At 57.6% G+C, this 25,758-nt stretch carries 23 protein-coding genes and 1 pseudogene; 19 read left to right on the top strand and 5 right to left on the bottom strand.

The features are described 5' to 3' along the window. Positions 1-56: 56 nt before the first annotated feature. Entirely contained in the window at positions 57-563 is a 507-nt protein-coding gene (tadA, locus tag HWQ14_RS11020; RefSeq protein WP_176609729.1) for a tRNA adenosine(34) deaminase TadA, read from the top strand. On the opposite strand, the gene mltF is transcribed toward tadA, so the two are convergent. Beyond that, positions 451-2,001, bottom strand: a complete 1,551-nt coding sequence (mltF, locus tag HWQ14_RS11025) for a membrane-bound lytic murein transglycosylase MltF (RefSeq protein ID WP_176609730.1) — start codon at positions 1,999-2,001, stop codon at positions 451-453. The two genes, tadA and mltF, sit on opposite strands and share 113 nt — an antisense overlap. 267 nt (positions 2,002-2,268) lie before the next feature. Here mltF and purL point away from each other — a divergent pair, with 267 nt between their 5' ends. From purL to glnB, 5 genes are all read left to right on the top strand, one after another. Beyond that, positions 2,269-6,156: a phosphoribosylformylglycinamidine synthase gene (gene purL, locus HWQ14_RS11030; protein ID WP_176609731.1), complete on the top strand. Its 3,888-nt coding sequence runs from the start codon at positions 2,269-2,271 to the stop codon at positions 6,154-6,156. A 529-nt stretch (positions 6,157-6,685) separates the two neighbouring features. Next, positions 6,686-8,119: a two component system sensor histidine kinase QseE/GlrK gene (qseE, locus tag HWQ14_RS11035; protein WP_176611184.1), complete on the top strand. Its 1,434-nt coding sequence runs from the start codon at positions 6,686-6,688 to the stop codon at positions 8,117-8,119. After that, a complete protein-coding gene (qseG, locus tag HWQ14_RS11040; RefSeq protein WP_176609732.1) occupies positions 8,116-8,877 on the top strand; it encodes a two-component system QseEF-associated lipoprotein QseG in 762 nt (253 codons plus the stop codon). The genes qseE and qseG overlap by 4 nt, the downstream gene beginning before the upstream one ends. Further along, positions 8,864-10,201, top strand: a complete 1,338-nt coding sequence (gene glrR / locus HWQ14_RS11045) for a two-component system response regulator GlrR (RefSeq protein ID WP_176609733.1) — start codon at positions 8,864-8,866, stop codon at positions 10,199-10,201. The genes qseG and glrR overlap by 14 nt, the downstream gene beginning before the upstream one ends. Before the next feature lie 80 nt (positions 10,202-10,281). Then, entirely contained in the window at positions 10,282-10,620 is a 339-nt protein-coding gene (glnB, locus tag HWQ14_RS11050; protein WP_003860685.1) for a nitrogen regulatory protein P-II, read from the top strand. Positions 10,621-10,693: 73 nt separating this feature from the next. On the opposite strand, the gene hmpA is transcribed toward glnB, so the two are convergent. Continuing rightward, on the bottom strand, positions 10,694-11,884 hold the full coding sequence (gene hmpA / locus HWQ14_RS11055; protein ID WP_176609734.1) for an NO-inducible flavohemoprotein: 1,191 nt from the start codon (positions 11,882-11,884) through the stop codon (positions 10,694-10,696). A 303-nt stretch (positions 11,885-12,187) separates the two neighbouring features. On the opposite strand from hmpA, the gene glyA reads away from it, so the two are divergent. Beyond that, positions 12,188-13,441 (top strand): serine hydroxymethyltransferase, encoded by a 1,254-nt coding sequence (glyA, locus tag HWQ14_RS11060; RefSeq protein WP_176609735.1) that lies wholly within the window; start codon positions 12,188-12,190, stop codon positions 13,439-13,441. Positions 13,442-13,496: 55 nt separating this feature from the next. Here glyA and HWQ14_RS11065 read toward each other — a convergent pair whose 3' ends face one another. Continuing rightward, positions 13,497-13,919 (bottom strand): DoxX family protein, encoded by a 423-nt coding sequence (locus tag HWQ14_RS11065; RefSeq protein ID WP_176609736.1) that lies wholly within the window; start codon positions 13,917-13,919, stop codon positions 13,497-13,499. 172 nt (positions 13,920-14,091) lie between these two features. Between HWQ14_RS11065 and HWQ14_RS11070 the strand changes: the two genes are divergently transcribed. Further along, the gene (locus HWQ14_RS11070) at positions 14,092-15,231 is read left to right on the top strand and encodes a 3-phenylpropionate MFS transporter (protein WP_176609737.1); all 1,140 of its coding nucleotides are present in this window, start codon (positions 14,092-14,094) and stop codon (positions 15,229-15,231) included. Here the strand turns inward: HWQ14_RS11070 and csiE are convergent, their stop codons facing one another. Continuing rightward, on the bottom strand, positions 15,232-16,509 hold the full coding sequence (gene csiE / locus HWQ14_RS11075) for a stationary phase inducible protein CsiE (RefSeq protein WP_176609738.1): 1,278 nt from the start codon (positions 16,507-16,509) through the stop codon (positions 15,232-15,234). A 125-nt stretch (positions 16,510-16,634) separates the two neighbouring features. Here csiE and HWQ14_RS11080 point away from each other — a divergent pair, with 125 nt between their 5' ends. Together HWQ14_RS11080 and HWQ14_RS11085 are read left to right on the top strand one after the other, a co-directional pair. Beyond that, complete coding sequence (locus HWQ14_RS11080; protein WP_176609739.1) at positions 16,635-17,273, top strand: DUF1007 family protein; 639 nt, start codon at positions 16,635-16,637, stop codon at positions 17,271-17,273. Continuing rightward, positions 17,264-18,257 (top strand): annotated as a pseudogene (locus tag HWQ14_RS11085) (nickel/cobalt transporter). The gene HWQ14_RS11080 and the pseudogene HWQ14_RS11085 overlap by 10 nt, the downstream one beginning before the upstream one ends. A 4-nt stretch (positions 18,258-18,261) precedes the next feature. Here HWQ14_RS11085 and suhB read toward each other — a convergent pair. Next, complete coding sequence (gene suhB, locus HWQ14_RS11090) at positions 18,262-19,065, bottom strand: inositol-1-monophosphatase (protein WP_028014077.1); 804 nt, start codon at positions 19,063-19,065, stop codon at positions 18,262-18,264. Positions 19,066-19,197: 132 nt separating this feature from the next. Between suhB and trmJ the strand changes: the two genes are divergently transcribed. The 9 genes from trmJ (at position 19,198) to iscX (ending at position 25,711) form a co-directional block, all read left to right on the top strand. After that, positions 19,198-19,923, top strand: a complete 726-nt coding sequence (gene trmJ, locus HWQ14_RS11095; protein ID WP_176611185.1) for a tRNA (cytosine(32)/uridine(32)-2'-O)-methyltransferase TrmJ — start codon at positions 19,198-19,200, stop codon at positions 19,921-19,923. A 220-nt stretch (positions 19,924-20,143) separates the two neighbouring features. Continuing rightward, on the top strand, positions 20,144-20,635 hold the full coding sequence (iscR, locus tag HWQ14_RS11100; protein WP_022649018.1) for a Fe-S cluster assembly transcriptional regulator IscR: 492 nt from the start codon (positions 20,144-20,146) through the stop codon (positions 20,633-20,635). A gap of 117 nt (positions 20,636-20,752) precedes the next feature. Next, positions 20,753-21,967 (top strand): cysteine desulfurase, encoded by a 1,215-nt coding sequence (gene iscS, locus HWQ14_RS11105; RefSeq protein ID WP_176609740.1) that lies wholly within the window; start codon positions 20,753-20,755, stop codon positions 21,965-21,967. Positions 21,968-21,991: 24 nt separating this feature from the next. Beyond that, entirely contained in the window at positions 21,992-22,378 is a 387-nt protein-coding gene (iscU, locus tag HWQ14_RS11110) for a Fe-S cluster assembly scaffold IscU (protein ID WP_176609741.1), read from the top strand. 13 nt (positions 22,379-22,391) lie between these two features. Continuing rightward, entirely contained in the window at positions 22,392-22,715 is a 324-nt protein-coding gene (gene iscA / locus HWQ14_RS11115; protein WP_003860659.1) for an iron-sulfur cluster assembly protein IscA, read from the top strand. 76 nt (positions 22,716-22,791) lie between these two features. Next, entirely contained in the window at positions 22,792-23,307 is a 516-nt protein-coding gene (gene hscB / locus HWQ14_RS11120; protein WP_148420650.1) for a co-chaperone HscB, read from the top strand. Between the two features lie 14 nt (positions 23,308-23,321). After that, the gene (hscA, locus tag HWQ14_RS11125) at positions 23,322-25,172 is read left to right on the top strand and encodes a Fe-S protein assembly chaperone HscA (protein ID WP_176609742.1); all 1,851 of its coding nucleotides are present in this window, start codon (positions 23,322-23,324) and stop codon (positions 25,170-25,172) included. Position 25,173: 1 nt separating this feature from the next. Further along, positions 25,174-25,509: an ISC system 2Fe-2S type ferredoxin gene (gene fdx / locus HWQ14_RS11130; protein WP_061709977.1), complete on the top strand. Its 336-nt coding sequence runs from the start codon at positions 25,174-25,176 to the stop codon at positions 25,507-25,509. Position 25,510: 1 nt separating this feature from the next. Beyond that, positions 25,511-25,711: a Fe-S cluster assembly protein IscX gene (iscX, locus tag HWQ14_RS11135; RefSeq protein WP_003860650.1), complete on the top strand. Its 201-nt coding sequence runs from the start codon at positions 25,511-25,513 to the stop codon at positions 25,709-25,711. Positions 25,712-25,758 lie beyond the last annotated feature (47 nt).

A 25,758-nucleotide genomic window follows, 5' to 3' on the forward strand; every position in this document is an offset into this window, starting at 1 on the left:
CTTATCTATTGAGGGTGTGTATAATGCCGCCCGCTTTTCGAGTGGAGTATTAGCCCTTGTCCAACCCTGAACACAATCATGAATACTGGATGCGCCATGCGCTGGCGCTGGCTCAGCGCGCCAGGGAAGAGGGCGAAGTGCCCGTGGGTGCGGTGCTGGTTCATAACAATCAGGTGATTGGCGAAGGGTGGAACCGTCCAATTGGCCGTCACGATCCTACCGCACATGCCGAAATCATGGCGCTACGCCAGGGCGGGCTGGTGCTGCAAAACTATCGTCTGCTGGATACTACCCTGTACGTCACGCTTGAACCGTGCGTGATGTGTTCCGGCGCGATGGTGCACAGCCGAATCGGTACGCTGGTGTTTGGTGCGCGAGATGAAAAGACCGGGGCCGCCGGTTCGCTGATGGACGTGCTTGGACACCCGGGCATGAACCACCAGGTGAAAACTATCGGTGGGGTACTTGCACCGGAATGTTCGGGTCTGTTAAGTGACTTTTTTCGAATGCGTCGGCAGCAGAAAAAGCAACAAAAGGCAGAATTGAAGCCGCAGGGTGACTAAGCTCGTCCGGTGCGACTACCGGATAGCTTTCAGCCAGCTGCTGCGCTTCTGTCGCCTCTTTTTCTTTCTCCAGCAGATATCCCACCAGGCTTATCTGATACTTACGAATGTTCTCCACGTAGGCATAGGCTTCGTGCCCGCGCGCATAGCCGTACGTCAGCTTTTTGTACCACTGTTTCTGGCTGAGCAGCAGCAGACGCTGTTTCACATCAGACCAGCTGTCTGGATTGCCCTTGGTTTTTGCCGTCAGCGCTCGCGCGTCGAGCATATGCGCGTAGCCCATGTTATAGGCGGCGAGCGCAAACCAGATCCGTTCCCCTTCCGGTACCGTCTCCGGCACTTTAGCCATCATATCCTGTAAGTACTGCGCGCCGCCGCTGATGCTCTGTTCCGCATCGGTACGATCGCTGATGCCGAGACTCTGGGCGGTATTTTTAGTCAGCATCATCAAGCCGCGCACGCCCGTCGGCGAGGTGGCCTGGGCATCCCAGTGCGATTCCTGGTACGAAATGGCCGCCAGCAGCTTCCAGTCAATTTCCCGGGCGTACTTCTCAAACAGCGGTTGCAGCTCCGGCAGCACGCTATCCACCGCGCGCAGGAAGCTGCGGGTATCAACGTAGTCAAAGTCATCCCCGTGACCAAGATATTTCTCTTCCAGGCGCGCCAGGGTGCCGTCTTCATTGATGGAGTTAAAGAAATCGAGCATGGCCGCAGAGACGGTCTGATCGTCGTCCAGCTGGGTAAACCAGGTCACCGGCTGTTCATCGGTGACATCCAGCGCCACGGCGATTTCAGGGTGGACTCGCTGGAAAAGGCTGATTGCCACCGAATCAGCAATGGTATAGGCCAGCTTCTTATCTTTTACCTGCTCCAGCAGCGCATTGGTGCCCAGCTTCGGGTCTACCTTCCAGCTGAGGTTCGGGTATTTTTTCTCTTTTAATTCCCGCAGGTCGTCGATCACCACGTGACCGGGGGCGATGGTTAACTGCTGAGCGGTGACGTCGGCCAGCGAGCGCGGGCGCAGGCTACCCACACGATAAACCACCTGCTGCGAAACGGAGTAGTAGGTGGGGCCGGGCTGATAGTTTTTGCTCCGCTCGCTGTTGTAAACCAGCCCGGCGGCGAGGATATCGGCGCGGTTATGATCCAGGTCGTCAAACAGCTGGTTGATGTTCTGACGCACGGTCACGTTCAGCTTCACGCCCAGATAGTCCGCGAACAGCTGAGCCAGCTCATAGTCCAGACCAATGGTTTTGCCGTTGATGTCGCCGTAAATCAGCGGGGAGGAAAGGGTACTGACGCGCAGCTCCCCCCGCTCCTTAATGGCGGCGATACGGTTTTCGGCTTTGCCGAACCAGGGGATAGAAGGCCAGAGGGCCACTGCCAGCAGCAACGTAACAATGCCGATGAGCAGATAATTAATCTTTAATTTTTTCAATTAGTTAATTCTCTGCGACGCCGGATGCCTCAGTGTGCTGTAGTCATGTTATGAAGAAGGTTTGCCATTGATTGAGCGGCATTTTGCGCAAAGTAGCGCCAGTTGGCAACCAATTAGAGAGACAGGTCACATCTATTGTTAAACATAAAGGTTGATTTTATTTCGACGCAAACGGTTTCGTCGGCGCTCAGGATTCTCTATAATGACGCCCGTTTTCCCCCCTTGCGCACACTGTAAGCGCCCCGGCGCTTCGAAGACGAGAGACTTATGATGGAAATTCTGCGTGGTTCGCCTGCACTGTCTGCCTTCCGTATTAACAAACTGCTGGCACGTTTTCAGGCGGCCGACCTTCCGGTAAGCAATATTTACGCTGAGTATGTCCATTTTGCTGACCTGAATGCCCCCCTGAATGCAGAGGAGCGCGTACAGCTGGAACGCCTGCTCAAGTATGGCCCAAGCCTGAGCAGCCATACGCCGACCGGCAAACTGATCCTTGCCACGCCGCGTCCGGGCACCATCTCCCCCTGGTCTTCCAAAGCCACCGATATCGCGCACAACTGCGGCCTGAGCCAGATTAACCGTCTGGAGCGCGGCGTGGCGTACTATGTTGAAGCGTCCACCCTGAGCGACGCGCAGTGGCAGGCCGTGGCGGCCGGGCTGCACGATCGTATGATGGAGAGCGTGTTTGCCTCTCTGGATGATGCGCAGAAGCTGTTCGCCCACCATCAGCCTGCGCCGGTACAGAGCGTGGATCTGCTGGGGCAGGGCCGTCAGGCGCTGATCGACGCTAACCTGCGTCTAGGTCTGGCGCTCGCAGAAGATGAAATCGACTACCTTCAGGATGCGTTCGTTAAGCTGAACCGCAACCCGAACGATATTGAACTGTACATGTTCGCGCAGGCGAACTCAGAGCACTGCCGCCATAAAATCTTCAACGCCGACTGGATTATCGACGGCGAACAGCAGCCGAAATCGCTGTTTAAGATGATCAAAAACACCATGGAGCAAACCCCTGACCACGTGCTGTCTGCCTATAAAGACAACGCGGCGGTAATGGAAGGTTCCGAGGTAGGCCGCTTCTTCGCCGACCGCGAAGCAGGGCGCTATGACTTCCATCAGGAGCCTGCGCATATCCTGATGAAGGTAGAAACCCATAACCACCCGACGGCAATTTCGCCGTGGCCGGGCGCAGCGACCGGTTCCGGCGGTGAAATCCGTGATGAAGGGGCAACCGGCCGTGGCGCTAAGCCAAAAGCGGGCCTGGTCGGTTTTTCCGTTTCCAACCTGCGCATCCCGGGCTTTGAGCAGCCGTGGGAAGAAGATTTCGGCAAGCCAGAGCGCATCGTGACCGCGCTGGATATCATGACCGAAGGCCCTCTGGGCGGCGCGGCATTCAACAACGAATTTGGTCGTCCGGCGCTGAACGGTTACTTCCGTACCTATGAAGAGAAAGTGGACAGCCACAACGGCGAAGAGCTGCGCGGCTACCACAAACCGATCATGCTGGCGGGCGGGATCGGCAACATCCGCGCCGATCACGTGCAGAAAGGCGAGATCGTGGTTGGCGCGAAGCTGATCGTACTGGGCGGCCCGGCGATGAACATCGGTCTGGGCGGCGGTGCGGCGTCTTCTATGGCGTCCGGCCAGTCTGACGCGGATCTTGATTTCGCCTCCGTGCAGCGCGACAACCCGGAAATGGAGCGTCGCTGTCAGGAAGTGATCGACCGCTGCTGGCAGCTCGGCGACGCTAACCCGATCCTCTTCATCCATGACGTGGGCGCGGGCGGTCTTTCGAACGCCATGCCGGAGCTGGTGAGCGACGGCGGTCGCGGCGGCCGTTTCAACCTGCGCGACATCCTGAGCGATGAGCCAGGCATGAGCCCGCTGGAAATCTGGTGTAACGAATCTCAGGAACGCTACGTGCTGGCGGTTGCCGCCGACCAGCTGCCGCTGTTTGACGAGCTGTGCCGCCGCGAGCGCGCGCCGTATGCCGTCATCGGTGAAGCGACGGAAGAGCAGCATCTCTCCTTAAGCGACACCCACTTCGACAACCAGCCTATCGATCTGCCGCTGGACGTGCTGCTGGGCAAAACGCCGAAGATGACCCGCGACGTGCAGACCCGTAAGGCGGCGGGCAAAGCGCTGGATCGTCAGGACATCACCGTTGCCGACGCGGTAAACCGCGTACTGCATCTGCCCGCCGTGGCAGAGAAAACCTTCCTGGTGACCATCGGCGACCGTACCGTCACCGGTATGGTGTCACGCGATCAGATGGTCGGCCCGTGGCAGATCCCGGTCGCTAACTGCGCCGTGACCACCGCGAGCCTCGACAGCTACTACGGCGAAGCGATGGCGCTGGGCGAACGTACCCCGGTGGCGCTGCTGGACTTCGCCGCGTCTGCCCGTCTGGCGGTCGGTGAAGCGCTGACTAACATCGCCGCGACGCAGATTGGCGACATCAAACGCATTAAACTTTCCGCAAACTGGATGGCCGCAGCCGGACACCCTGGCGAAGATGCTGGCCTGTACGAAGCGGTGAAAGCGGTAGGTGAAGAGCTGTGTCCTGCGCTCGGCCTGACCATTCCGGTGGGTAAAGACTCTATGTCGATGAAAACCCGCTGGCAGGAAGGTAACGAGCAGCGCGAGATGACCTCTCCGCTGTCGCTGGTGATCACCGCGTTTGCGCGCGTGGAGGACGTGCGTCATACCATCACGCCGCAGCTGTCGACCGACGACAACGCCCTGCTGCTGATTGACCTGGGTCTTGGCCACAACGCGCTGGGCGCGACCGCGCTGGCGCAGGTTTACCGTCAGCTCGGCGATAAGCCAGCCGACGTGCGCGACGTGGCGCAGCTGAAAGGCTTCTACGACGCGATACAGGCGCTGGTGGCTCAGCGTAAGCTGCTGGCCTACCACGACCGTTCCGACGGCGGCCTGCTGGTTACCCTGGCGGAGATGGCCTTTACCGGCCACTGTGGCGTGGAGGCAAACATTGCCTCTCTGGGCGAAGACCGCCTGGCGGCGCTGTTTAACGAAGAGCTGGGTGCGGTTATTCAGGTGCGTGCGGCAGATCGCGATGCGGTTGAAGCCGTACTGGCGCAGCATGGCCTGGCAGACTGCGTGCACTATCTGGGTAAAGCCGTTCAGGGCGACCGCTTCGTCATTGAGGCCGACGGCCACGCGGTATTCAGCGAAAGCCGCACCACGCTGCGTATGTGGTGGGCGGAAACCACCTGGCAGATGCAGCGCCTGCGCGACAACCCGGAATGTGCCGACCAGGAGCACAACGCGAAGGCGAACGACAGCGATCCTGGCCTGAACGTGAAGCTCTCCTTCGACATCAACGAAGATGTTGCCGCGCCGTACATCGCGACCGGCGCGCGTCCGAAGGTGGCCGTGCTGCGCGAGCAGGGCGTTAACTCCCACGTTGAGATGGCGGCAGCCTTCCACCGTGCAGGCTTTGACGCCATCGACGTTCACATGAGCGACCTGCTGGCAGGGCGCACCGGCCTGGATGATTTCCAGGCGCTGGTGGCGTGCGGCGGATTCTCCTACGGCGACGTGCTGGGCGCGGGTGAGGGCTGGGCGAAGTCCATCCTGTTCAACAGCCGCGTGCGTGACGAGTTCGAAACCTTCTTCCACCGTCCGCAAACGCTGGCGCTGGGCGTGTGTAACGGCTGCCAGATGATGTCTAACCTGCGCGAGCTGATCCCGGGCAGTGAAGCGTGGCCGCGCTTTGTGCGTAACCACTCCGACCGCTTCGAGGCGCGCTTCAGCCTGGTTGAAGTGACCCAAAGCCCTTCACTGCTGCTGCAGGGCATGGTGGGGTCCCGGATGCCAATCGCCGTTTCCCACGGTGAAGGTCAGGTTGAGGTGCGCGATGCGGCGCATCTGGCCCAGCTTGAAAGCAAAGGCCTCGTGGCGCTGCGCTTTGTCGATAACTTCGGCAAGGTCACCGAAACCTACCCGGCTAACCCGAACGGTTCCGCTAACGGTATTACGGCGGTGACCAGCGAAAGCGGCCGTGCGACCATCATGATGCCGCACCCGGAGCGCGTCTTCCGCACAGTGAGCAACTCCTGGCACCCGGAAAACTGGGGCGAGGACGGCCCGTGGATGCGTATTTTCCGCAACGCGCGTAAACAGCTGGGTTAATCGGTAGTGCTCCTCCAGGCCCGGTAGGCGTTATCGCCACCGGGCTTTTTTATTTGTGTCGCAAATTCGCGACAAACCGTTAATGCCACTGTCTCCAAATGGAGACATATAACTCGTTGTTTTATATGGACAATGAGATGCCGCTGCTAAGGTGTTGTTAATTTGCGACACTTAGCCTGGAAATCATTCAGCAGACATACAACGGGCTGAATGCATAAAAGTATTGCTATTCAGTAAGTTAATATATTGTTTTGCATTGTGGCACGCCTGTTGCATAATATTAACCAGTGGCTCATTCACCTTCTTATGTCAGCCCCTTCGGGACGTGCTACATAAACTTCGAATGACGCACAAAAAGGTGCCTGCCGTCCAACTACTGATTATTGCATTGCTTTATCAGGCCAGGGCGAAACGTCGAGTTAGGCACCGCCTTATTCCACAACAAAGCCGGGTTTTTACCCGGCTTTGTTGTATCTGAAGGGCAGACTCAGTTACGCTCTCCTCAAACCCGTATGAAGAGAGTAATGTGTTGAAACGCTGGCCCGCTTTCCCTCGCTCCCTGCGACAGCTCGTTATGATGGCCTTCCTGCTGATCCTGCTGCCTTTGCTGGTCCTGGCGTGGCAGGCGTGGCAAAGCCTCAATGCGCTCAGCGCCCAGGCAGCCCTGACTAACCGCACCACGCTGATTGATGCCCGCCGTAGCGAGGCCATGACTAACGCCGCGCTGGAGATGGAGCGGAGCTATCGCCAGTACTGCGTGCTGGACGACCGTACGCTGGAAAGGGTGTACCAGAATCAGCGCAAGCGCTACAGCGAAATGCTGGACGCCCATGCGGGGGTATTGCCGGATGACAAACTCTATCAGGCGCTACGTCAGGATCTGAACGATCTGGCGCAGCTACAGTGCAAAAACAGTGGTCCCGATGCCGCCGCGGCCGCCCGGCTTGAAGCCTTCGCGAATGCCAATACGGAGATGGTTCAGTCCACCCGTACGGTTATCTTTTCCCGCGGGCAGCAGCTTCAGCAGGAAATTGCCGAGCGCGGCCAGTTCTTCGGCTGGCAGGCCCTGGTGCTGTTCATGGTCAGCCTGGGGCTGGTACTGCTCTTTACCCGTATGATCATCGGCCCCGTGAAGGGGATCCAGCGGATGATTAACCGGCTGGGGGAGGGCAAATCCCTCGGCGATACGGTTATTTTTAAAGGCCCGCGCGAGCTGCGTTCGGTAGGCCAGCGCATCATCTGGCTTTCAGAGCGCCTGGCGTGGCTGGAATCGCAGCGCCACCAGTTTCTGCGCCATATCTCCCACGAGCTGAAAACGCCGCTGGCGAGTATGCGTGAAGGCACGGAACTGCTGGCTGACGAAGTGGCGGGGGCGTTAACCCCCGAGCAAAAAGAGATCGTCGCGATTCTGGATGCCAGCAGCCGCAATTTACAAAAACTTATTGAACAACTGCTGGACTATAACCGCAAGCTGGCGGATGGTGCTGTGGTGCTTGAGCGCGTGGAGATTGAACCGATAGTGGACATGGTTATCTCCGCCCATAGCCTTCCAGCAAGAGCTAAAATGATGCATACCCAGGTGGAGCTCAACGTGTCGTCCTGCCTGGCAGAGCCGATGCTCTTTATGAGCGTGCTGGATAATCTCTATTCCAATGCAGTGCACTATGGTACTGAATCCGGTACCATTTATATCAGAAGCAATAGCAACGGTTCGCGGGTATTTATTGACGTAGCGAATACGGGAAGCCCGATTCCGGATGAAGAAAAAACGATGATATTTGAACCCTTCTTCCAGGGGAGTCATCAGCGAAAAGGTGCGGTAAAAGGAAGTGGTCTGGGGTTGAGTATTGCCCGCGACTGCATACGACGCATGCAGGGGGAGCTTAACATCGTTAGTGACGAACGCTCCGATGTCTGTTTTCGTATCGAACTGCCTCTTGAGCCGGAAAAATCAATGAAATGAATAACAACCTGGTGAGTATGTCACACGTCTTTTACCGCGCACTGCGCGCGGTGTTTTCCTGCAAAAATATGCGCCTGAGCCTGCCCTGCTTACTGCTGGCAGGGTGTGTTTCACATGCACCGCAAAGTGCGATCAGCCATAAACAAGAAGATAAGTGGCCCCAAAAGCAGCTGGCCGATTTCCTTTCAACGGGCTGCGATGATATCTGGAATTTATCGGGACACGATGTCGAATCAAACCCGCTGTTCTGGCTGCGCGGAATCGACTGCGCCCAGCGGCTGGCGCCAGCCGAAGCGCGTGCGCAGGCGGCGATGCTGGTGGACGATACCTGGCAGGACGCGTTTAAGCGCGGCATCGTCATGGCCGATGCCAGAATCACGCCCGTCGAACGGCGCGCCAACGTCACGCGGCTGGATACCTTTGTTATCAATATTCCGCCCCAGGTGCGCCCGATTTATCAGCTCTGGCGGGACGGACAAACCCTGCAGCTACAGCTGTCTGAAGAGCGTTTTCGCTACAGCAAGCTGCAGCAGTCAAGCGACAGCGAGCTTGATGCGCTTCGCCAGCAGCAGGAATCGCTGCGCGAGCAGCTTGAGACCACCACGCGCAAGCTTGAAAATCTGACCGATATTGAAAGACAGCTCTCGACGCGTAAACCGGCCGGCAGTTATCTGCCTGATGGGTCGAAAGGCAACCCTGCCACGACGCCAGACGGTGAAACGCCGAAACAAGAGGATGTGAAGCATGACGAGCCGTAAACCTGCCCATCTTTTACTGGTGGATGACGATCCCGGGCTGTTAAAGCTGCTGGGGATGCGTCTGGTCAGCGAAGGCTATAGCGTGGTCACCGCGGAAAGCGGGCAGGAGGGGCTGAAGGTGCTCAGCCGCGAGAAAATCGATCTGGTGATCAGCGACCTGCGGATGGATGAAATGGATGGCCTGCAGCTGTTCACGGAGATCCAGAAGCAGCAGCCCGGCATGCCTGTCATCATCCTCACCGCTCACGGATCGATTCCGGATGCGGTTGCCGCGACCCAGCAGGGGGTGTTCAGCTTCCTCACCAAACCGGTGGATAAAGACGCCCTTTATAAAGCGATCGACAGCGCGCTTGAGCACGCGGCGCCGTCCGGTGACGACGCCTGGCGCGAATCCATCGTCACGCGCAGCCCCGCCATGCTGCGCCTGCTGGAACAGGCGCGGATGGTGGCCCAATCAGACGTTAGCGTGCTGATTAACGGCCAGAGCGGGACCGGGAAAGAGATCCTTGCCCAGGCGATCCACAACGCCAGCCCGCGCAGTAAAAATGCCTTTATCGCGATTAACTGTGGCGCGCTGCCGGAACAGCTGCTTGAGTCTGAGCTCTTCGGGCATGCCCGCGGCGCCTTTACCGGCGCGGTGAGCAGCCGTGAAGGGCTGTTCCAGGCGGCTGAGGGCGGCACGCTGTTCCTCGATGAAATTGGCGATATGCCCGCGCCGCTGCAGGTCAAGCTGCTGCGCGTATTGCAGGAGCGAAAAGTGCGTCCGCTCGGCAGCAACCGCGATATCGATATCAACGTGCGTATTATTTCCGCCACCCACCGTGATTTACCCAAGGTGATGGCGCGCAACGAGTTTCGTGAAGATCTCTACTATCGCCTTAATGTCGTAAACCTGAAAATCCCGGCGCTGGCCGAGCGCGCGGAAGATATCCCGCTGCTGGCAAACCATCTTTTACGCCAGGCCGCAGACCGCCACAAGCCGTTTGTGCGCGCGTTCTCCACCGATGCGATGAAGCGCCTGATGACGGCGAGCTGGCCGGGCAACGTGCGCCAGCTGGTTAACGTGATTGAGCAGTGCGTGGCGCTCACCTCATCGCCGGTGATCGGCGATGCGCTGGTGGAGCAGGCGCTGGAAGGGGAGAACACGGCCTTACCGGCTTTTGCGGAAGCGCGAAACCAGTTCGAACTGAACTATCTGCGCAAGCTGCTGCAAATCACCAAAGGCAACGTGACCCACGCGGCGCGCATGGCCGGGCGTAACCGCACCGAGTTCTACAAGTTACTCTCGCGCCACGAGCTGGAAGCGAACGATTTTAAAGAGTAGTACCGCAAAATTCGCCTGAATATGATACTGTGAGCAATCGATTACGAGGCAGCTTACAGGCATGAGTTTAAGGACACACCATGAAAAAGATTGATGCGATTATTAAACCTTTCAAACTGGATGATGTACGTGAAGCGCTGGCAGAAGTGGGCATCACCGGGATGACCGTAACTGAAGTGAAAGGTTTTGGTCGTCAGAAGGGCCACACCGAGCTATACCGTGGCGCAGAGTACATGGTGGACTTCCTGCCGAAAGTGAAAATCGAGATCGTGGTGAGCGATGATATCGTCGATACCTGTGTGGACACCATTATCCGCACGGCGCAGACCGGTAAAATTGGCGACGGGAAAATCTTCGTCTTTGACGTGGCGCGCGTGATCCGCATCCGTACCGGCGAAGAAGACGACGCGGCGATTTAAGCAGCGTTTCCTGGTCGGGCGTGGCGCGCCGACGCCCGACAAAAAAAGCCCCTCGAAAGAGGGGCTTTTTGCGTTACAGCACCTTATGCGGGCCAAAACATTCGTAATGAATGTTGTCTTTATTTACGCCCAGCTCAACCAGCTGCTTCGCGGCATACTGCATAAACGCCACCGGACCGCAAACGTAGAACTGCATCTCCGGCGCGCTGAACGCCCCTTCATGCTCGCCTAAATTCATCAGGCCTTCGCTGTCAAAACGTGCCGCCGCGCGGTCAGCTTCGGTCGGCAGACGATACCAGGTATGGGCGGTAAAGTGGGTCAGACCCGCCGCCAGCGCTTTCACTTCATCCGCAAAGGCGTGAACGTCGCCGTTCTCTGCCGCGTGGAACCAGTTTACCTGCGCGCTGTGGTTTGATTTTGCCAGCGTATCCAGCATTGCCAGCATCGGGGTTTGACCAACGCCCGCGGAGATCAGCGTCACCGGGGTAGTGGCCTCAACCGCCATAAAGAAGTCGCCTGCCGGCGCGGCCAGATGGACGATATCACCCACGCGGGCGACGTTATGCAGCCAGCTTGAGACCTGGCCACCCTTCTCGCGTTTCACCGCAATGCGATAGCCTTTGCCGTTTGGCTTACGGGTCAGGGAGTACTGGCGGATCTCCTGGTGCGGGAAACCTTCCGGCTTCAGCCACACGCCCAGGTACTGGCCGGGCTGATAATCGGCAACCGGCTGTCCGTCAACCGGCTCAAGCTCAAAGCTGGTGATAAGCGCGCTGCGCGGCGTTTTTTCTACGATGCGGAACGCGCGCGTGCCTTCCCAGCCGCCGTTCTTGCTGGCGTTTTCGCTGTAGATTTGCGCTTCACGGTTGATGAAGACGTTTGCCAGCACGCCGTAGGCTTTACCCCAGGCGTCCAGCACCTCCTGACCCGGGCTGAACATTTCGTCCAGCGTGGCGAGCAGGTGGCTACCGACGATGTTGTACTGGTCTGGTTTGATCTGGAAGCTGGTGTGCTTCTGCGCGATTTTTTCCACCGCGGGCAGCAGGGCGGGCAGGTTGTCGATGTTGCTGGCATAGGCGGCAATGGCGTTGAACAGCGCTTCACGCTGATCGCCGTTACGCTGGTTGCTCATGTTGAAAATCTCTTTGAGCTCCGGGTTATGCGTAAACATGCGATCGTAAAAATGGGCGGTCAGCTTAGGACCCGTTTCAACGAGCAGGGGAATAGTGGCCTTCACGGTAGCGATGGTTTGGGCGTCGAGCATAGCAGCTTCCTTCTGATGTTACTTTAATGATGTATTTTAGATGCATCTTATAAAAATAACCCTGTAATGTAAATGGTTCTTTGCATCGTGAAAAATATGCATCACAAACCTGAAAAGAAATCCGTTCAACGCAGCGCACGCTTTATTCCTCAAACCCTTGCGTGGCGCGAAGGAAAACGTTTGCGTAAAATCGTTTGTCAAGACCTGTTATCACAGAACGATTCAGTTATACTGTTGCCCGTTGTCCAACAGGACTGCCTTTTCAGGCCAAAATTTACTTGTTAGCTGAGTCAGGAGATGCGGATGTTAAAGCGTGAAATGAACATTGCCGATTATGATGCCGAACTGTGGCAGGCTATGGAGCAGGAAAAAGTACGTCAGGAAGAGCACATCGAACTGATCGCCTCCGAAAACTACACCAGCCCGCGCGTGATGCAGGCGCAGGGTTCTCAGCTGACCAACAAATATGCTGAAGGTTATCCGGGCAAGCGCTACTACGGCGGTTGCGAATACGTTGATATCGTTGAGCAGCTGGCCATTGACCGTGCGAAAGCACTCTTTGGCGCTGACTACGCTAACGTCCAGCCGCACTCTGGCTCCCAGGCTAACTTCGCTGTATACACCGCGCTGCTGCAGCCGGGCGATACCGTTCTGGGTATGAATCTGGCACAGGGCGGCCACCTGACTCACGGCTCCCCGGTTAACTTCTCCGGCAAACTGTACAACATCATTCCTTACGGTATCGATGAGTCCGGTAAAATTGACTATGAAGACATGGCGAAGCAGGCCAAAGAGCACAAGCCGAAGATGATCATCGGCGGCTTCTCCGCATACTCCGGTATCGTTGACTGGGCTAAAATGCGTGAAATCGCAGACAGCATCGGCGCATACCTGTTTGTTGACATGGCGCACGTTGCCGGTCTGATTGCCGCGGGCGTTTACCCTAACCCGGTTCCACACGCTCACGTTGTGACCACCACCACCCACAAAACCCTGGCAGGCCCGCGCGGCGGCCTGATCCTGGCGAAAGGCGGTGACGAAGAGCTGTACAAGAAACTGAACTCCGCTGTGTTCCCAAGCGCACAGGGCGGCCCGCTGATGCACGTTATTGCTGCGAAAGCGGTAGCGCTGAAGGAAGCGATGGAGCCTGAGTTTAAGGTTTACCAGCAGCAGGTTGCCAAAAACGCCAAAGCGATGGTGGAAGTGTTCCTGAACCGTGGCTACAAGGTGGTATCCGGCGGTACTGAAAACCACCTGTTCCTGCTGGATCTGGTTGATAAGAACCTGACCGGTAAAGAAGCTGACGCCGCCCTCGGCCGCGCCAACATCACCGTGAACAAAAACAGCGTGCCAAACGATCCGAAGAGCCCGTTCGTGACCTCCGGTATCCGTATCGGTTCTCCGGCCGTGACGCGCCGCGGCTTTAAAGAAGCGGAAGTGAAAGATCTGGCGGGCTGGATGTGCGACGTCCTGGACAACATCAACGACGATGCGGTTATCGAGCGCGTTAAAGGTAAAGTTCTGGATATCTGCGCGCGCTTCCCGGTATACGCGTAATACCTCTGCTTTGCAGAAATAAAAAAAGGCCGCATCCGCGGCCTTTTTTTATGGGCTAACGTCGGTCGAGAGAGAGTGCCCCCGGACCCACGATAGCCAGCAGTATAAATGCCCCCGCTATGCTGACGTTCTTGTAGAAATTGATCATGTTCGGCACAACCGCATCCCCGGTCATATCCCAGTAATGGTGGCCAATAATCGCCGTGCCCAGCGTGTAGAACACAAACAGTACCGCGAGTGGGCGGGTAAAGAAGCCCAGCACAATCAGGAACGCGGCAGGAACCTCCATCACAACGGCAATAATGGCCGCCAGCGTGGGCATGGGGGCGCCAAGCGAGGCCATATACTGTACGGTGCCGCTAAAGCCCGTCAGCTTTGGATAACCGAAAATAATAAACAGAACAACGATGGCAATACGGGCAATCAAAAGCAGGAGAGAACGGGAGGAGCCGAAATCGAAATAACGTAAGCTGTTCATGGTAAACAACCTCTTCAGGCGATGTACTTTAAACGTAATACAGATTTACCGCTCCCGCCATACGCCGTCCGGCAAGCGATGATGTTAATTTTTCGTTAATTTATAGCGCGCTAACGGCTTGCTAAAGCGCCGGATAAACGCGAGACTATCGCCTCCATTTCGGGAGGGATTCATGGTCTTGCATTCCACGCGCTGGCTGGCGCTCAGCTATTTCACCTATTTCTTTAGCTACGGTATTTTTCTGCCTTTCTGGAGCGTCTGGCTCAAAGGAATCGGCCTTACGCCAGAAACTATCGGCATCCTGCTGGGCGCGGGGCTGGTGGCACGTTTCCTCGGTAGCCTGCTGATTGCGCCTCGCGTCAGCGATCCCTCTCTGTTGATTAAAGCCGTGCGTATTCTGGCCCTGCTGACGCTGGTCTTTGCGGCGTGTTTCTGGGTCAGCCACCAGTTTGCCTGGCTGATGGCGGTGATGGTTGGCTTTAACCTGTTCTTCTCCCCGCTGGTTCCCCTGACGGATGCGCTGGCGAACACCTGGCAAAAGCAGATCACCATGGACTATGGCCGCGTGCGCCTGTGGGGATCGATTGCCTTTGTTATCGGCTCTGCGCTGGTGGGCAAGCTGGTCAGCCTCTACGATTACCGCGCGATCCTGGCATTGCTGAGCATCGGGATCGCCTCCATGCTGCTGGGGATGCTGCTGCGCCCGTCGGTGATGCCGCAAGGGGAAAGCCGCCATCGGGACAGCGCGGGCTGGCCCGCCTGGCGAAGCCTGGTTGCGCAAAGCTGGCGTTTTCTGGCCTGCGTCTGCCTGCTTCAGGGAGCGCACGCGGCGTATTACGGCTTCAGCGCCATCTACTGGCAGGGCGCGGGGTATTCCGCTTCCGCCGTCGGCTATTTATGGTCCCTTGGCGTAGTGGCCGAAGTGATTATCTTTGCGCTCAGCAAAAAACTGTTCAGCCGTTTCGGGGCGCGGGATCTGCTGCTGCTTTCCGCCGTATGCGGCGTGGCGCGCTGGGGCATTATGGGCTGGACGACCGAATTACCGTGGCTGATTGTGGCGCAGATCCTGCACTGCGGCACCTTCACCGTGTGCCACCTGGCGGCGATGCGCTATATTGCCGCGCGAGAGGGCGGGGACGTCATCCGGTTGCAGGCTGTTTATTCAGCGGTGGCGATGGGCGGCAGCATTGCGATAATGACCGTTTTTGCTGGTTTCCTCTATCAGCATCTCGGCCACGGCGTGTTCTGGGTGATGGCGCTGGTCGCTTTACCGGCGATCGTCATCCGCCCAAAAGTAACTGCTCGTACTTGATTACGATTCAAGCATAACCCGAATATGTTCCTGCTGCTGCGCGTTCAGGGTCTCAACGGCATGAATGAGCGGCGGCGAGAACAGCGGCAGCGCGGTTGGGTAAGGCGTAATGACCAGCGCCGCCTCGCGGGGCGCGCCCTCTTTCCTGAAGGCCTCCAGGCTGAGATAGCGAATATTGAGCGGCAGCAGCGTTAACTCGCGCAGCTGCTGTTCAATCACCTCCTCACAGGATTTATCCTCCCCGGTTAATAACACCACCTGTTTTTCGTGCAGATCGGTCTCCTGCATCAGCCATGCACCAAAAATTACCGCCACGAGCGCCATCTCTTCATCGGAGAATTGCAGCTCAAACTCGGCTTCCAGCTCGGCCAGTGCCGCTTTGGTGGTGCGAAGTAGCCGGGGATAAAGGCGGTGAACCTCTTCCGGGAGGCTGTTGTCGATGCCAATTTCAAATAAGGAACGATCCAGCGCCTGGGCCAGATGGATGTAAAGCTGATCGGTCAGCCCTTGCTCATCGCTGAACTTCATGCCGGTTTGCGAGCGAAAACGGGCCACCATGCGCACAATGGCGCGGCGCAAACGCTGGTCCTGCTGGTGCTTGTCAAGCACCGGGTCCGGCGTGCGCAGCATCATAAACAGCAGCGCCAGGAACAGCTGTTCTTCGCTGTGCGTGCCCTGGGGAACGCGCCGCTTCCAGTGGCGGACAATGTCCTGCGCCGTAAAATACTCCCCTCTGGACTGCGTCCAGCTGCGCTGAGCGGGGGAGAACTGCGGCGTATTGCCCAGATGATGCTGAATCAGACAGTATTGCAGGTAGAGCTGTAAAAACTGCACGTCCCGGGGCTCAAACTGACGCTGCAGCTTGCGCGAACAGAAGCTGATAAGCGCCCGAAGATTCGCATCGTCATAAAGCGGGCGGGAAACGCCGTGCTGTTTAAGCGCGGTTTTTAAGGCCGGGGTAAACTGTTGTGAAACAAAATGCGGACACAGCCGGAGCGCCCTGCGCAGCCAGTGCAGCAGGCACAAGCGCTGGTTCAGGGCGGTACCCTCTATTCGGTAGCAGCCATCGAGGTGCGTGACGATATCAAGCCGGTGATAGCGCTGGATTTCATCGCGCGTCTCGGCTATATCTTGCCGTGCCACGACGTCATCCACGCCGTTGGCAGCGATTATGCTCTGTGCGGTGACGGCAGCGTCGGGCAGGTAAAGCATCAAAGGCACCTGGCAGCGGCGCTGCGAACTGGAAAGCACAGATGGAATTTCAAGCGTCGGCATCATCTGTCGGGTATCCAGTGTGAATGTTTGATAAGAATAGCTAAAGGATGGGCGCTGAAAAGCGCACCGGCGGGCCTTTCACTCAGGATTGCGGGCGAACATCACAGAATTTTTGACGTGAGGAATTGATGCAAATAGTTAAACAAAGCGCGGTAGCGTTATTTTTGGCGGTTTTCACTTTCACCGCCAGCGCGCACCCTCACAGCTTTATCAGCCTGAAAACGGAGCTGGTAACGGACGGAACGCAGCTCAGCGGCCTTAAAATGCGCTGGACGATGGATGAAATGACCTCCGCCGATCTGCTCTACGATGCCGGAGACGCAAAGCCCGGCGATGAGATCTGGAAAAAACTGGCGGCGGAAGTGATGGCCAACGTGCTCGGCCAACACTACTTCACCGAGTTCTGGCACAACGGGCAAAAGGTCAAATTTCTTAACCGCCCCACGGAGTACGGCATGACCCGCGACGGCCATCAGGCGGTGCTGACGTTTATCCTTCCGCTGGCGCACCCGCAGCCGCTGGCAGGGCAGAAGTATACCTTCTCCACCTTCGATCCCACGTACTACGTCGACATGAGCTACGCCGGGGATAGCGACGTTCAGCTACCGGCGGCACTGCAAAAGAACTGCAAAATTACCCTGCGCACGCCGACGCCCAGCGAAGAAACGCTGAATTTTGCCGTTTCCCTCGATAAAGAAGATGCTCCCCCTGAGGATATGGAGTTAGGTAAACAGTTTGCGCAGGAGGTGACGTTGCAATGTCAGTGATAGCTTCCCCCGTCAGAACATCACGCCGCTGGCTTCAGCTCTGGCCGCTGGCGCTCTTTTTGCTGTTAGCCGCGGGCGGCGCGCTCTGGCTATGGCAGGCCTGGCCGCAGGTGATGATGAAAAGCATCCTCTGGCAGCGCGAGGTTAACCAGCAGATGAGCGGGCTGCTGAAGGCGGTGGCGGAAAACCCGACCAAAGCGGGCGGCTCCCTGCTGGCGTTCAGCTTTATCTATGGCGTGCTGCACGCGCTGGGGCCGGGGCACGGCAAAATCGTTATCACCACCTGGCTTGCCACTCACCCGTCTAAGCTGAAATCGAGCATTGGCCTCACGCTGGCCTCTTCGCTGCTTCAGGGCGGCGTGGCGATTGCGCTGGTGGCGGTTGTGCTTTTGCTGCTACAGCTACCTGCCCGACAGCTGCACATGAGCAGCTTCTGGCTGGAGAAGGGCAGTTACGCGCTGGTGGGCGTGCTCGGGCTGCTCCTCTGCTGGCGGGCGTTGAAAAAGCTGCGCGCGCTGCTGCAAAAGCCGAAATTTAAAGCCTTTACGCCGCATCACGTTCACGATGACAGCTGCGGTTGCGGGCATCAGCATCTGCCAACGCAGGAACAGTTGCAGAGCGGTGACGACTGGCGCGCGCGCCTGGCTATCGTGCTTTCTATGGGGATGCGCCCGTGCTCGGGGGCAATCGTGGTGCTGCTGTTCAGCAAGGTGATTGGCGTATTCGGCTGGGGCATGCTCTCGGCGCTGGCGATGGCGGCAGGAACGTCCGTCACCATTTCGTCTTTGGCTTTGCTGGTGCACAGCTTCCGTCAGCTGGCGGTAAAACTCAGCGGCAGCAAAACGCCGGTGCTGTGGCGACAGATAGGGTGGGCAACGCTTGCGCTGGCGGGGGGGCGTGATTCTGCTGGGAGCGGCGGTGACGATGTGGATGAGCGCGGTGCCGTTTAACACCCTCTCCCCGTTTGGGAGAGGGCTGGGGTGAGGGACTAGCGCTTCAGCGCGTCGCTCAGTTCGTCACGCATATTGGCCAGCATGGCTTTAACAACGCGTGGGTTACCTGCAACGATGTTGCCGGTGGTCATGTAGTTGTGGCCGCCGGTAAAGTCGCACACGATGGCGCCCGCTTCACGCGCGATCAGCTCGCCCGCCGCAAAGTCCCACGGCTTCAGCGACAGCTCGAAGTAACCGTCAACGCGACCGGTCGCAACGTAGGCCAGATCCAGTGCAGCAGAGCCGGTGCGGCGGAAGTCCGCGCATTCAGTGAACAGTTTGCCCAGGATATTCATATAGGTGGTCGCGTGCTGCTTCGCCTTGAACGGGAAGCCGGTCGCCAGAATGGTGCCGTCCAGATCGCGCGCGTTGCTGCAGCGCAGACGGTAGCCGTTCAGCTGAGCGCCCTGACCGCGGGTAGCCGTGAACAGTTCGTTACGCATTGGATCGTACACAACGGCGACTTCAGTACGGCCTTTGATGCGTACGGCAATAGATACGGAGAAGTGCGGCAGGCGTTTAACGAAGTTGGTGGTGCCATCCAGTGGATCGATAACCCATTGAACATCCTGATCGGTACCTTCATGTTCACCGCTTTCTTCGGTGATGATGGTGTGCTGCGGGTAAGATTTGCGGATCGTTTCGATAATAATCGCTTCTGCGGCTTTATCGACGTTAGTCACGAAATCATTGCTGCCTTTCTGGCTGGTTTCTACGGAGTCTGGGGTTTCGTAGTGTTTGGCAATTACATTACCCGCCTTGCGCGCTGCGCGCACGGCGATGGTCAGCATCGGATGCATCGGTCTCTCTCACTGGATGTTAAAGAACAGGAAAATCGGCGCAGAGTATAGCAGCGGGATCGGATTATGTCTCTCGTTTATGATAATATGCCTGAATATTCTTCAGACACTGAATCCAGACATCTAAAAATTATGCTGCAAAACATTCGAATCGTGCTGGTCGAAACATCGCACACCGGCAACATGGGCTCCGTGGCCCGCGCTATGAAAACCATGGGCTTAACAAACCTGTGGCTGGTTAATCCTCTGGTGAAACCAGACTCTCAGGCTATTGCTCTGGCGGCCGGTGCCAGCGACGTGATCGGCAATGCGCAAATCGTGGACACCCTGGATGAAGCCCTGGCCGGTTGCAGCCTGGTGGTGGGCACCAGCGCGCGCTCCCGCACGCTGCCGTGGCCGATGCTGGATCCGCGCGAATGCGGCCTGAAAAGCGTCTCAGAAGCCGAACAGGCGCCGGTGGCGCTGGTGTTTGGTCGCGAGCGCGTTGGCCTGACCAATGACGAACTACAGAAGTGCCACTACCACGTCGCAATTGCCGCGAACCCGGAATACAGTTCGCTGAACCTGGCGATGGCGGTACAGGTCATTGCCTACGAAGTGCGTATGGCGTGGCTGGCGACGCAGGAAAAACCGGTAGAACCAAGAGAAGAGACGGCCTACCCGCTGGTGGACGATCTTGAGCGCTTCTACGGTCACCTGGAGCAGGCGCTGCTCTCTACCGGTTTTATCCGTGAAGGTCATCCGGGCCAGGTTATGAACAAGCTGCGCCGAATGTTCACCCGCGCCCGTCCGGAAAGCCAGGAGCTGAATATCCTGCGCGGGATCCTGGCGTCGATTGAGCAGAAGCATAAAGAGTAGTGCAGCGTGTTTTCTCTCTCTCCCTATGGGAGAGGGCCGGGGTGAGGGCATCAGGCCGCACCTTTGTTATGAAGGCACAGAAGGTTAAATACCTGACTAAAACAGTCAAGTAAATAGTTGACCAATTTAGTCAGGAATGTCAGACTTGGCCCTGCTATGCAATACCCCCATTTTACAATAAAAAACCCCGGGCAGGGGCGAGTTTGAGGTTAAGTAAGACATGAGACTGACATCTAAAGGGCGTTATGCCGTGACCGCGATGCTGGACGTTGCGCTCAACTCCGAAGCGGGCCCGGTTCCGTTGGCTGATATTTCTGAACGACAGGGGATCTCCCTCTCTTACCTGGAACAGCTGTTCTCCAGACTGCGTAAAAATGGACTGGTGTCCAGCGTTCGTGGCCCGGGCGGCGGTTATCTGCTGGGTAAAGACGCGGGCAGTATTGCGGTTGGCGAAGTCATTAGCGCGGTTGACGAATCCGTTGACGCGACCCGTTGCCAGGGTAAAGGCGGCTGCCAGGGCGGCGATAAATGCCTGACCCACGCGCTGTGGCGCGATCTGAGCGACCGTCTGACCGGCTTCCTGAACAACATCACTCTGGGTGAGCTGGTAAATAATCAGGAAGTTCTGGACGTCTCTGGTCGTCAGCACAGTCAGGATTCACAACGCAGCACCCGCTCGCAGGACGCCATCGACGTTAAGCTGCGCGCGTAACTAAAAAGATAAGTATTCTGAATCAGGCCGGGGTGGTCACACCCCGCGTACTCGGTCGTACATCCAGCCGGTTGCCTGATTCCTTGCATTGAAGCGATGTACGGAGTTTATAGAGCAATGAAATTACCGATTTATCTCGACTACTCCGCAACCACGCCGGTGGACCCGCGTGTTGCCGAGAAAATGATGCAGTGTCTGACCCTGGACGGAAACTTTGGTAACCCAGCTTCCCGTTCACACCGTTTTGGCTGGCATGCTGAAGAGGCGGTTGATATCGCCCGTAATCAGATTGCTGACCTGGTAGGCGCCGACCCGCGTGAAATTGTTTTCACCTCCGGTGCGACCGAATCCGACAACCTGGCGATTAAAGGTGCAGCCAACTTTTATCAGAAAAAAGGCAAGCACATCATCACCAGCAAAACCGAACACAAAGCCGTGCTGGACACCTGCCGTCAGCTGGAGCGTGAAGGGTTCGAAGTGACTTACCTGGCGCCACAGAGCAACGGTATTATTGACCTGAAAGAACTCGAAGCGGCGATGCGTGATGACACCATTCTGGTTTCCATCATGCACGTTAACAACGAAATCGGCGTGGTACAGGACATTGCGACCGTCGGCGAAATGTGCCGCGCCCGCGGTATCATCTACCACGTGGACGCGACTCAGAGCGTGGGCAAACTGCCAATCGACCTGAGCCAGCTGAAGGTGGATCTCATGTCCTTCTCCGGCCACAAAATCTATGGCCCGAAAGGCATCGGCGCGCTGTACGTTCGTCGTAAGCCGCGTATCCGCATCGAAGCACAGATGCACGGCGGCGGTCACGAGCGCGGCATGCGTTCCGGTACGCTGCCTGTTCACCAGATCGTGGGCATGGGCGAAGCGTATCGCATTGCGAAAGAAGAGATGGAAACCGAGATGGCACGCCTGCGCACGCTGCGTAACCGTCTGTGGGACGGCGTGAAGGATATGGAAGAAGTCTATCTGAACGGCGATCTCGAGCAGGGCGCACCAAACATTCTCAACGTCAGCTTCAACTATGTTGAAGGCGAATCGCTGATCATGGCGCTGAAGGACTTGGCCGTTTCTTCCGGTTCTGCCTGTACGTCCGCAAGCCTGGAGCCATCCTACGTGCTGCGCGCGCTGGGTATGACTGACGAGCTGGCACACAGCTCCATCCGTTTCTCTTTAGGTCGTTTCACTACCGAAGAAGAGATTGACTACACCATCAAGCTGGTTCGTAACTCCATCGGCCGTCTGCGCGACCTTTCTCCGCTGTGGGAAATGTTCAAGCAGGGCGTGGATCTGAACAGCATTGAATGGTCACATCACTAATCGGTACATAAGGAGAATTCAATCATGGCATACAGCGAAAAAGTTATCGATCATTACGAGAACCCGCGCAACGTTGGCTCTTTTGACAACAGAGACGAATCTGTCGGTAGCGGTATGGTTGGCGCACCGGCGTGTGGCGACGTGATGAAGTTGCAGATTAAAGTCAACAATGAAGGTATCATTGAAGACGCGCGCTTCAAGACCTACGGCTGCGGTTCCGCTATCGCCTCCAGCTCCCTGGTCACCGAATGGGTGAAGGGCAAGTCTCTGGACGAAGCACAGGCAATCAAGAACACGGATATTGCTGAAGAACTCGAACTGCCGCCGGTGAAAATTCACTGTTCTATCCTGGCAGAAGACGCGATCAAAGCCGCCATTGCGGATTACAAAAGCAAACGTGAAGCAAAATAATTGAGGTTTGAGTATGTCGATTACCCTTAGCGACAGCGCTGCCGCGCGAGTAAGCTCTTTTCTGGCGAACCGTGGTAAAGGCTTTGGCCTGCGACTGGGCGTACGTACCTCCGGCTGTTCTGGTATGGCTTACGTACTGGAGTTTGTTGACGAGCCGGCGTCTGATGACACCGTGTTTGAAGACAAGGGCGTGAAGGTGGTGGTCGATGGCAAAAGCCTGCAATTCCTCAACGGCACTCAGCTGGACTTCGTAAAGGAAGGCCTGAACGAAGGGTTCAAATTCACGAACCCGAACGTTAAAGACGAGTGTGGTTGCGGCGAAAGCTTCCACGTTTAACCGCGCGTCATCCGAAACCCCACCGTGGCTTTGCTGCGCGTGGGGTTTGTTCTAACAGGCTACCCCTGAGATTGTTATGGATTACTTCACTCTCTTCGGACTACCCGCTCAATACCCGATCGATCTGCAGGCGCTGACGGTCCGTTTTCAGGATCTGCAGCGTCAGTACCATCCGGATAAATTCGCCAGCGGGACGCAGGCAGAGCAGCTGGCCGCGGTGTCGCACTCCGCGACCATCAACCAGGCCTGGCAGACGCTGCGCCATCCGCTGGCGCGTGCCGAATATCTGCTCTCACTCCACGGTTTTGATCTGGCGAGCGAACAGCATACCGTGCGCGATACCGCGTTTCTGATGGAACAGCTGGAGCTTCGCGAAGAGCTGGATGAGATTGAACAGGCCAAAGACGAGGCGCGTCTGGAAAGCTTCATCGCGCGCGTGAAGGGCATGTTTGATACCCGCCATCAGCAGATGGTGGAGCAACTGAACAACGAGACCTGGGACGTGGCGGCAGACACTGTGCGCAAACTCCGTTTTCTCGATAAACTGCGAAGCAGTGCTGAACAACTCGAAGAAAAGCTGCTCGATTTTTAATTTCGGAAGCAATTATGGCCTTATTACAAATTAGTGAGCCCGGTTTAAGTGCCGCACCGCACCAGCGTCGTCTGGCGGTAGGTATCGATCTTGGCACCACCAATTCCCTCGTGGCGACCGTGCGCAGCGGCCAGGCGGAAACGCTGGCTGACGAGCAGGGCCGCCATCTGCTGCCTTCCGTGGTCCACTACCAGCAGCAGGGTCACGCGGTTGGGTTTGATGCCCGCGCTAACGCCTCTCGCGATCCGGCGAACACCATCAGCTCTGTTAAGCGCATGATGGGCCGCTCGCTGGCCGATATCCAGACCCGCTACCCGCACCTGCCGTATCAGCTGCAGGCCAGTGAAAACGGCCTGCCGATGATTGCCACGGCTGCCGGTCTGCTGAACCCGATTCGCGTTTCCGCGGACATCCTCAAGGCGCTGGCGGCGCGCGCTACGGCGACGCTCGGCGCCGATCTGGACGGGGTTGTGATCACCGTTCCGGCCTATTTTGACGACGCACAGCGTCAGGGCACCAAAGACGCCGCGCGTCTGGCGGGCCTGCACGTGCTGCGCCTGCTGAACGAACCGACGGCGGCGGCGATTGCCTACGGCCTCGACTCCGGTCAGGAAGGGGTAATTGCAGTCTACGACCTCGGCGGCGGCACCTTTGATATCTCCATTCTGCGCCTGAGCCGCGGCGTGTTCGAAGTGCTGGCGACCGGCGGGGACTCCGCGCTGGGCGGCGATGACTTCGACCATCTGCTGGCCGATTACATCCGCGAGCAGGCGGGCATCAGCGATCGCAGCGATGCGCGCGTACAGCGTGAGCTGCTGGACGCTGCCGTTGAGGCAAAAATCGCGCTGAGCGATGCGCAGTCCGTCAGCATTAACGTCGCGGGCTGGCAGGGTGACATCACCCGCGCCCGGTTCGATGAACTTATTGCCCCGCTGGTGAAACGCACGCTGATGGCCTGCCGTCGCGCATTGAAGGATGCGGGCGTTGAAGCCAGCGAGGTGCTGGAAGTGGTCATGGTGGGTGGCTCAACGCGCGTGCCGCTGGTGCGCGAACGCGTGGGCGAATTCTTTGGCCGCACGCCGCTGACCTCCATCGACCCGGATAAAGTCGTTGCCGTTGGCGCGGCCATCCAGGCCGATATTCTGGTGGGCAACAAGCCGGACAGCGAAATGCTGCTGCTGGACGTCATCCCGCTGTCGCTTGGTTTAGAAACCATGGGCGGCCTGGTGGAGAAGGTTATCCCGCGCAACACGACCATTCCGGTGGCGCGCGCGCAGGAGTTCACCACCTTCAAAGACGGCCAGACCGCGATGTCCATTCACGTGATGCAGGGCGAACGCGAACTGGTGCAGGACTGCCGCTCCCTGGCGCGCTTTGCGCTGCGCGGCATTCCGGCGCTGCCCGCGGGCGGGGCGCATATTCGCGTCACCTTCCAGGTGGATGCGGACGGTCTGCTGAGCGTGACGGCGATGGAAAAATCCACCGGCGTCGAATCGTCCATTCAGGTGAAGCCGTCCTACGGCCTGACCGATGGCGAAATCGCCTCCATGATTCAGGACTCAATGAGCTACGCCGAGCAGGATGTGAAGGCGCGTATGCTGGCCGAACAAAAAGTTGAAGCCGCACGCGTGCTGGAAAGCCTGAACGGCGCGCTCGCTGCCGATGCCGCGCTGTTAAGCGCCGCCGAGCGCCAGGTGATTGACGAGGCTGCCGCGCGCTTAAGCGCAGTAGCAGAAGGCAATGATGCTGACGCAATAGAAGAAGCCATTAAAAACGTTGATAAACAAACCCAGGACTTCGCTGCTCGCCGCATGGACAAATCTGTCCGCGTCGCGCTGAAAGGCCAGTCCGTGGACGAGGTTTAATATGCCAAAGATTGTTATTTTGCCTCATGCGGACCTCTGTCCGGATGGCGCTGTTCTGGAAGCGAAGACCGGTGAAACCATTCTCGACGTTGCCCTGCGTAACGGTATCGAAGTGGAACACGCCTGTGAAAAATCCTGTGCCTGCACAACGTGCCACTGCATCGTGCGTGAAGGTTTCGACTCGCTCGCCGAGAGTACCGAAGACGAAGACGACATGCTGGATAAAGCATGGGGCCTGGAGCCGGACAGCCGCTTAAGCTGCCAGGCCGCGGTGACCGATGAAGATCTGGTCGTGGAGTTCCCACGCTATACTATCAACCACGCACGCGAGCATTGATATGGGACTGAAGTGGACCGACAGCCGCGAGATCGGCGAAGCGCTGTACGACGCGAACCCGGATCTCGATCCGAAGACCGTGCGATTCACCGATATGCATCAGTGGATCTGCGATCTGGAAGATTTTGACGACGATCCAAACGCATCCAATGAAAAAATTCTGGAGGCGATTCTGTTAGTCTGGTTAGATGAAGCAGAGTAAATCACTTAACGGGCTGCCTTCTGGCGGCCCGTTTGCTAATAAGGATA

Source organism: Enterobacter cloacae (assembly GCF_013375935.1).
GTDB lineage: Bacteria > Pseudomonadota > Gammaproteobacteria > Enterobacterales > Enterobacteriaceae > Enterobacter > Enterobacter pasteurii.

Bases quoted from the DNA above. Each gene is read 5' to 3' on its own strand.
- purL (WP_176609731.1), top strand. From the start codon at position 2,269: ATGATGGAAATTCTGCGTGGTTCGCCTGCACTGTCTGCCTTCCGTATT.
- qseG (WP_176609732.1), top strand. From the start codon at position 8,116: ATGAATAACAACCTGGTGAGTATGTCACACGTCTTTTACCGCGCACTG.
- glrR (WP_176609733.1), top strand. From the start codon at position 8,864: ATGACGAGCCGTAAACCTGCCCATCTTTTACTGGTGGATGACGATCCC.
- glnB (WP_003860685.1), top strand. From the start codon at position 10,282: ATGAAAAAGATTGATGCGATTATTAAACCTTTCAAACTGGATGATGTA.
- hmpA (WP_176609734.1), bottom strand. From the start codon at position 11,884: ATGCTCGACGCCCAAACCATCGCTACCGTGAAGGCCACTATTCCCCTG.
- glyA (WP_176609735.1), top strand. From the start codon at position 12,188: ATGTTAAAGCGTGAAATGAACATTGCCGATTATGATGCCGAACTGTGG.
- HWQ14_RS11065 (WP_176609736.1), bottom strand. From the start codon at position 13,919: ATGAACAGCTTACGTTATTTCGATTTCGGCTCCTCCCGTTCTCTCCTG.
- HWQ14_RS11070 (WP_176609737.1), top strand. From the start codon at position 14,092: ATGGTCTTGCATTCCACGCGCTGGCTGGCGCTCAGCTATTTCACCTAT.
- csiE (WP_176609738.1), bottom strand. From the start codon at position 16,509: ATGATGCCGACGCTTGAAATTCCATCTGTGCTTTCCAGTTCGCAGCGC.
- HWQ14_RS11080 (WP_176609739.1), top strand. From the start codon at position 16,635: ATGCAAATAGTTAAACAAAGCGCGGTAGCGTTATTTTTGGCGGTTTTC.
- suhB (WP_028014077.1), bottom strand. From the start codon at position 19,065: ATGCATCCGATGCTGACCATCGCCGTGCGCGCAGCGCGCAAGGCGGGT.
- trmJ (WP_176611185.1), top strand. From the start codon at position 19,198: ATGCTGCAAAACATTCGAATCGTGCTGGTCGAAACATCGCACACCGGC.
- iscR (WP_022649018.1), top strand. From the start codon at position 20,144: ATGAGACTGACATCTAAAGGGCGTTATGCCGTGACCGCGATGCTGGAC.
- iscS (WP_176609740.1), top strand. From the start codon at position 20,753: ATGAAATTACCGATTTATCTCGACTACTCCGCAACCACGCCGGTGGAC.
- iscU (WP_176609741.1), top strand. From the start codon at position 21,992: ATGGCATACAGCGAAAAAGTTATCGATCATTACGAGAACCCGCGCAAC.
- iscA (WP_003860659.1), top strand. From the start codon at position 22,392: ATGTCGATTACCCTTAGCGACAGCGCTGCCGCGCGAGTAAGCTCTTTT.
- hscB (WP_148420650.1), top strand. From the start codon at position 22,792: ATGGATTACTTCACTCTCTTCGGACTACCCGCTCAATACCCGATCGAT.
- hscA (WP_176609742.1), top strand. From the start codon at position 23,322: ATGGCCTTATTACAAATTAGTGAGCCCGGTTTAAGTGCCGCACCGCAC.
- fdx (WP_061709977.1), top strand. From the start codon at position 25,174: ATGCCAAAGATTGTTATTTTGCCTCATGCGGACCTCTGTCCGGATGGC.
- iscX (WP_003860650.1), top strand. From the start codon at position 25,511: ATGGGACTGAAGTGGACCGACAGCCGCGAGATCGGCGAAGCGCTGTAC.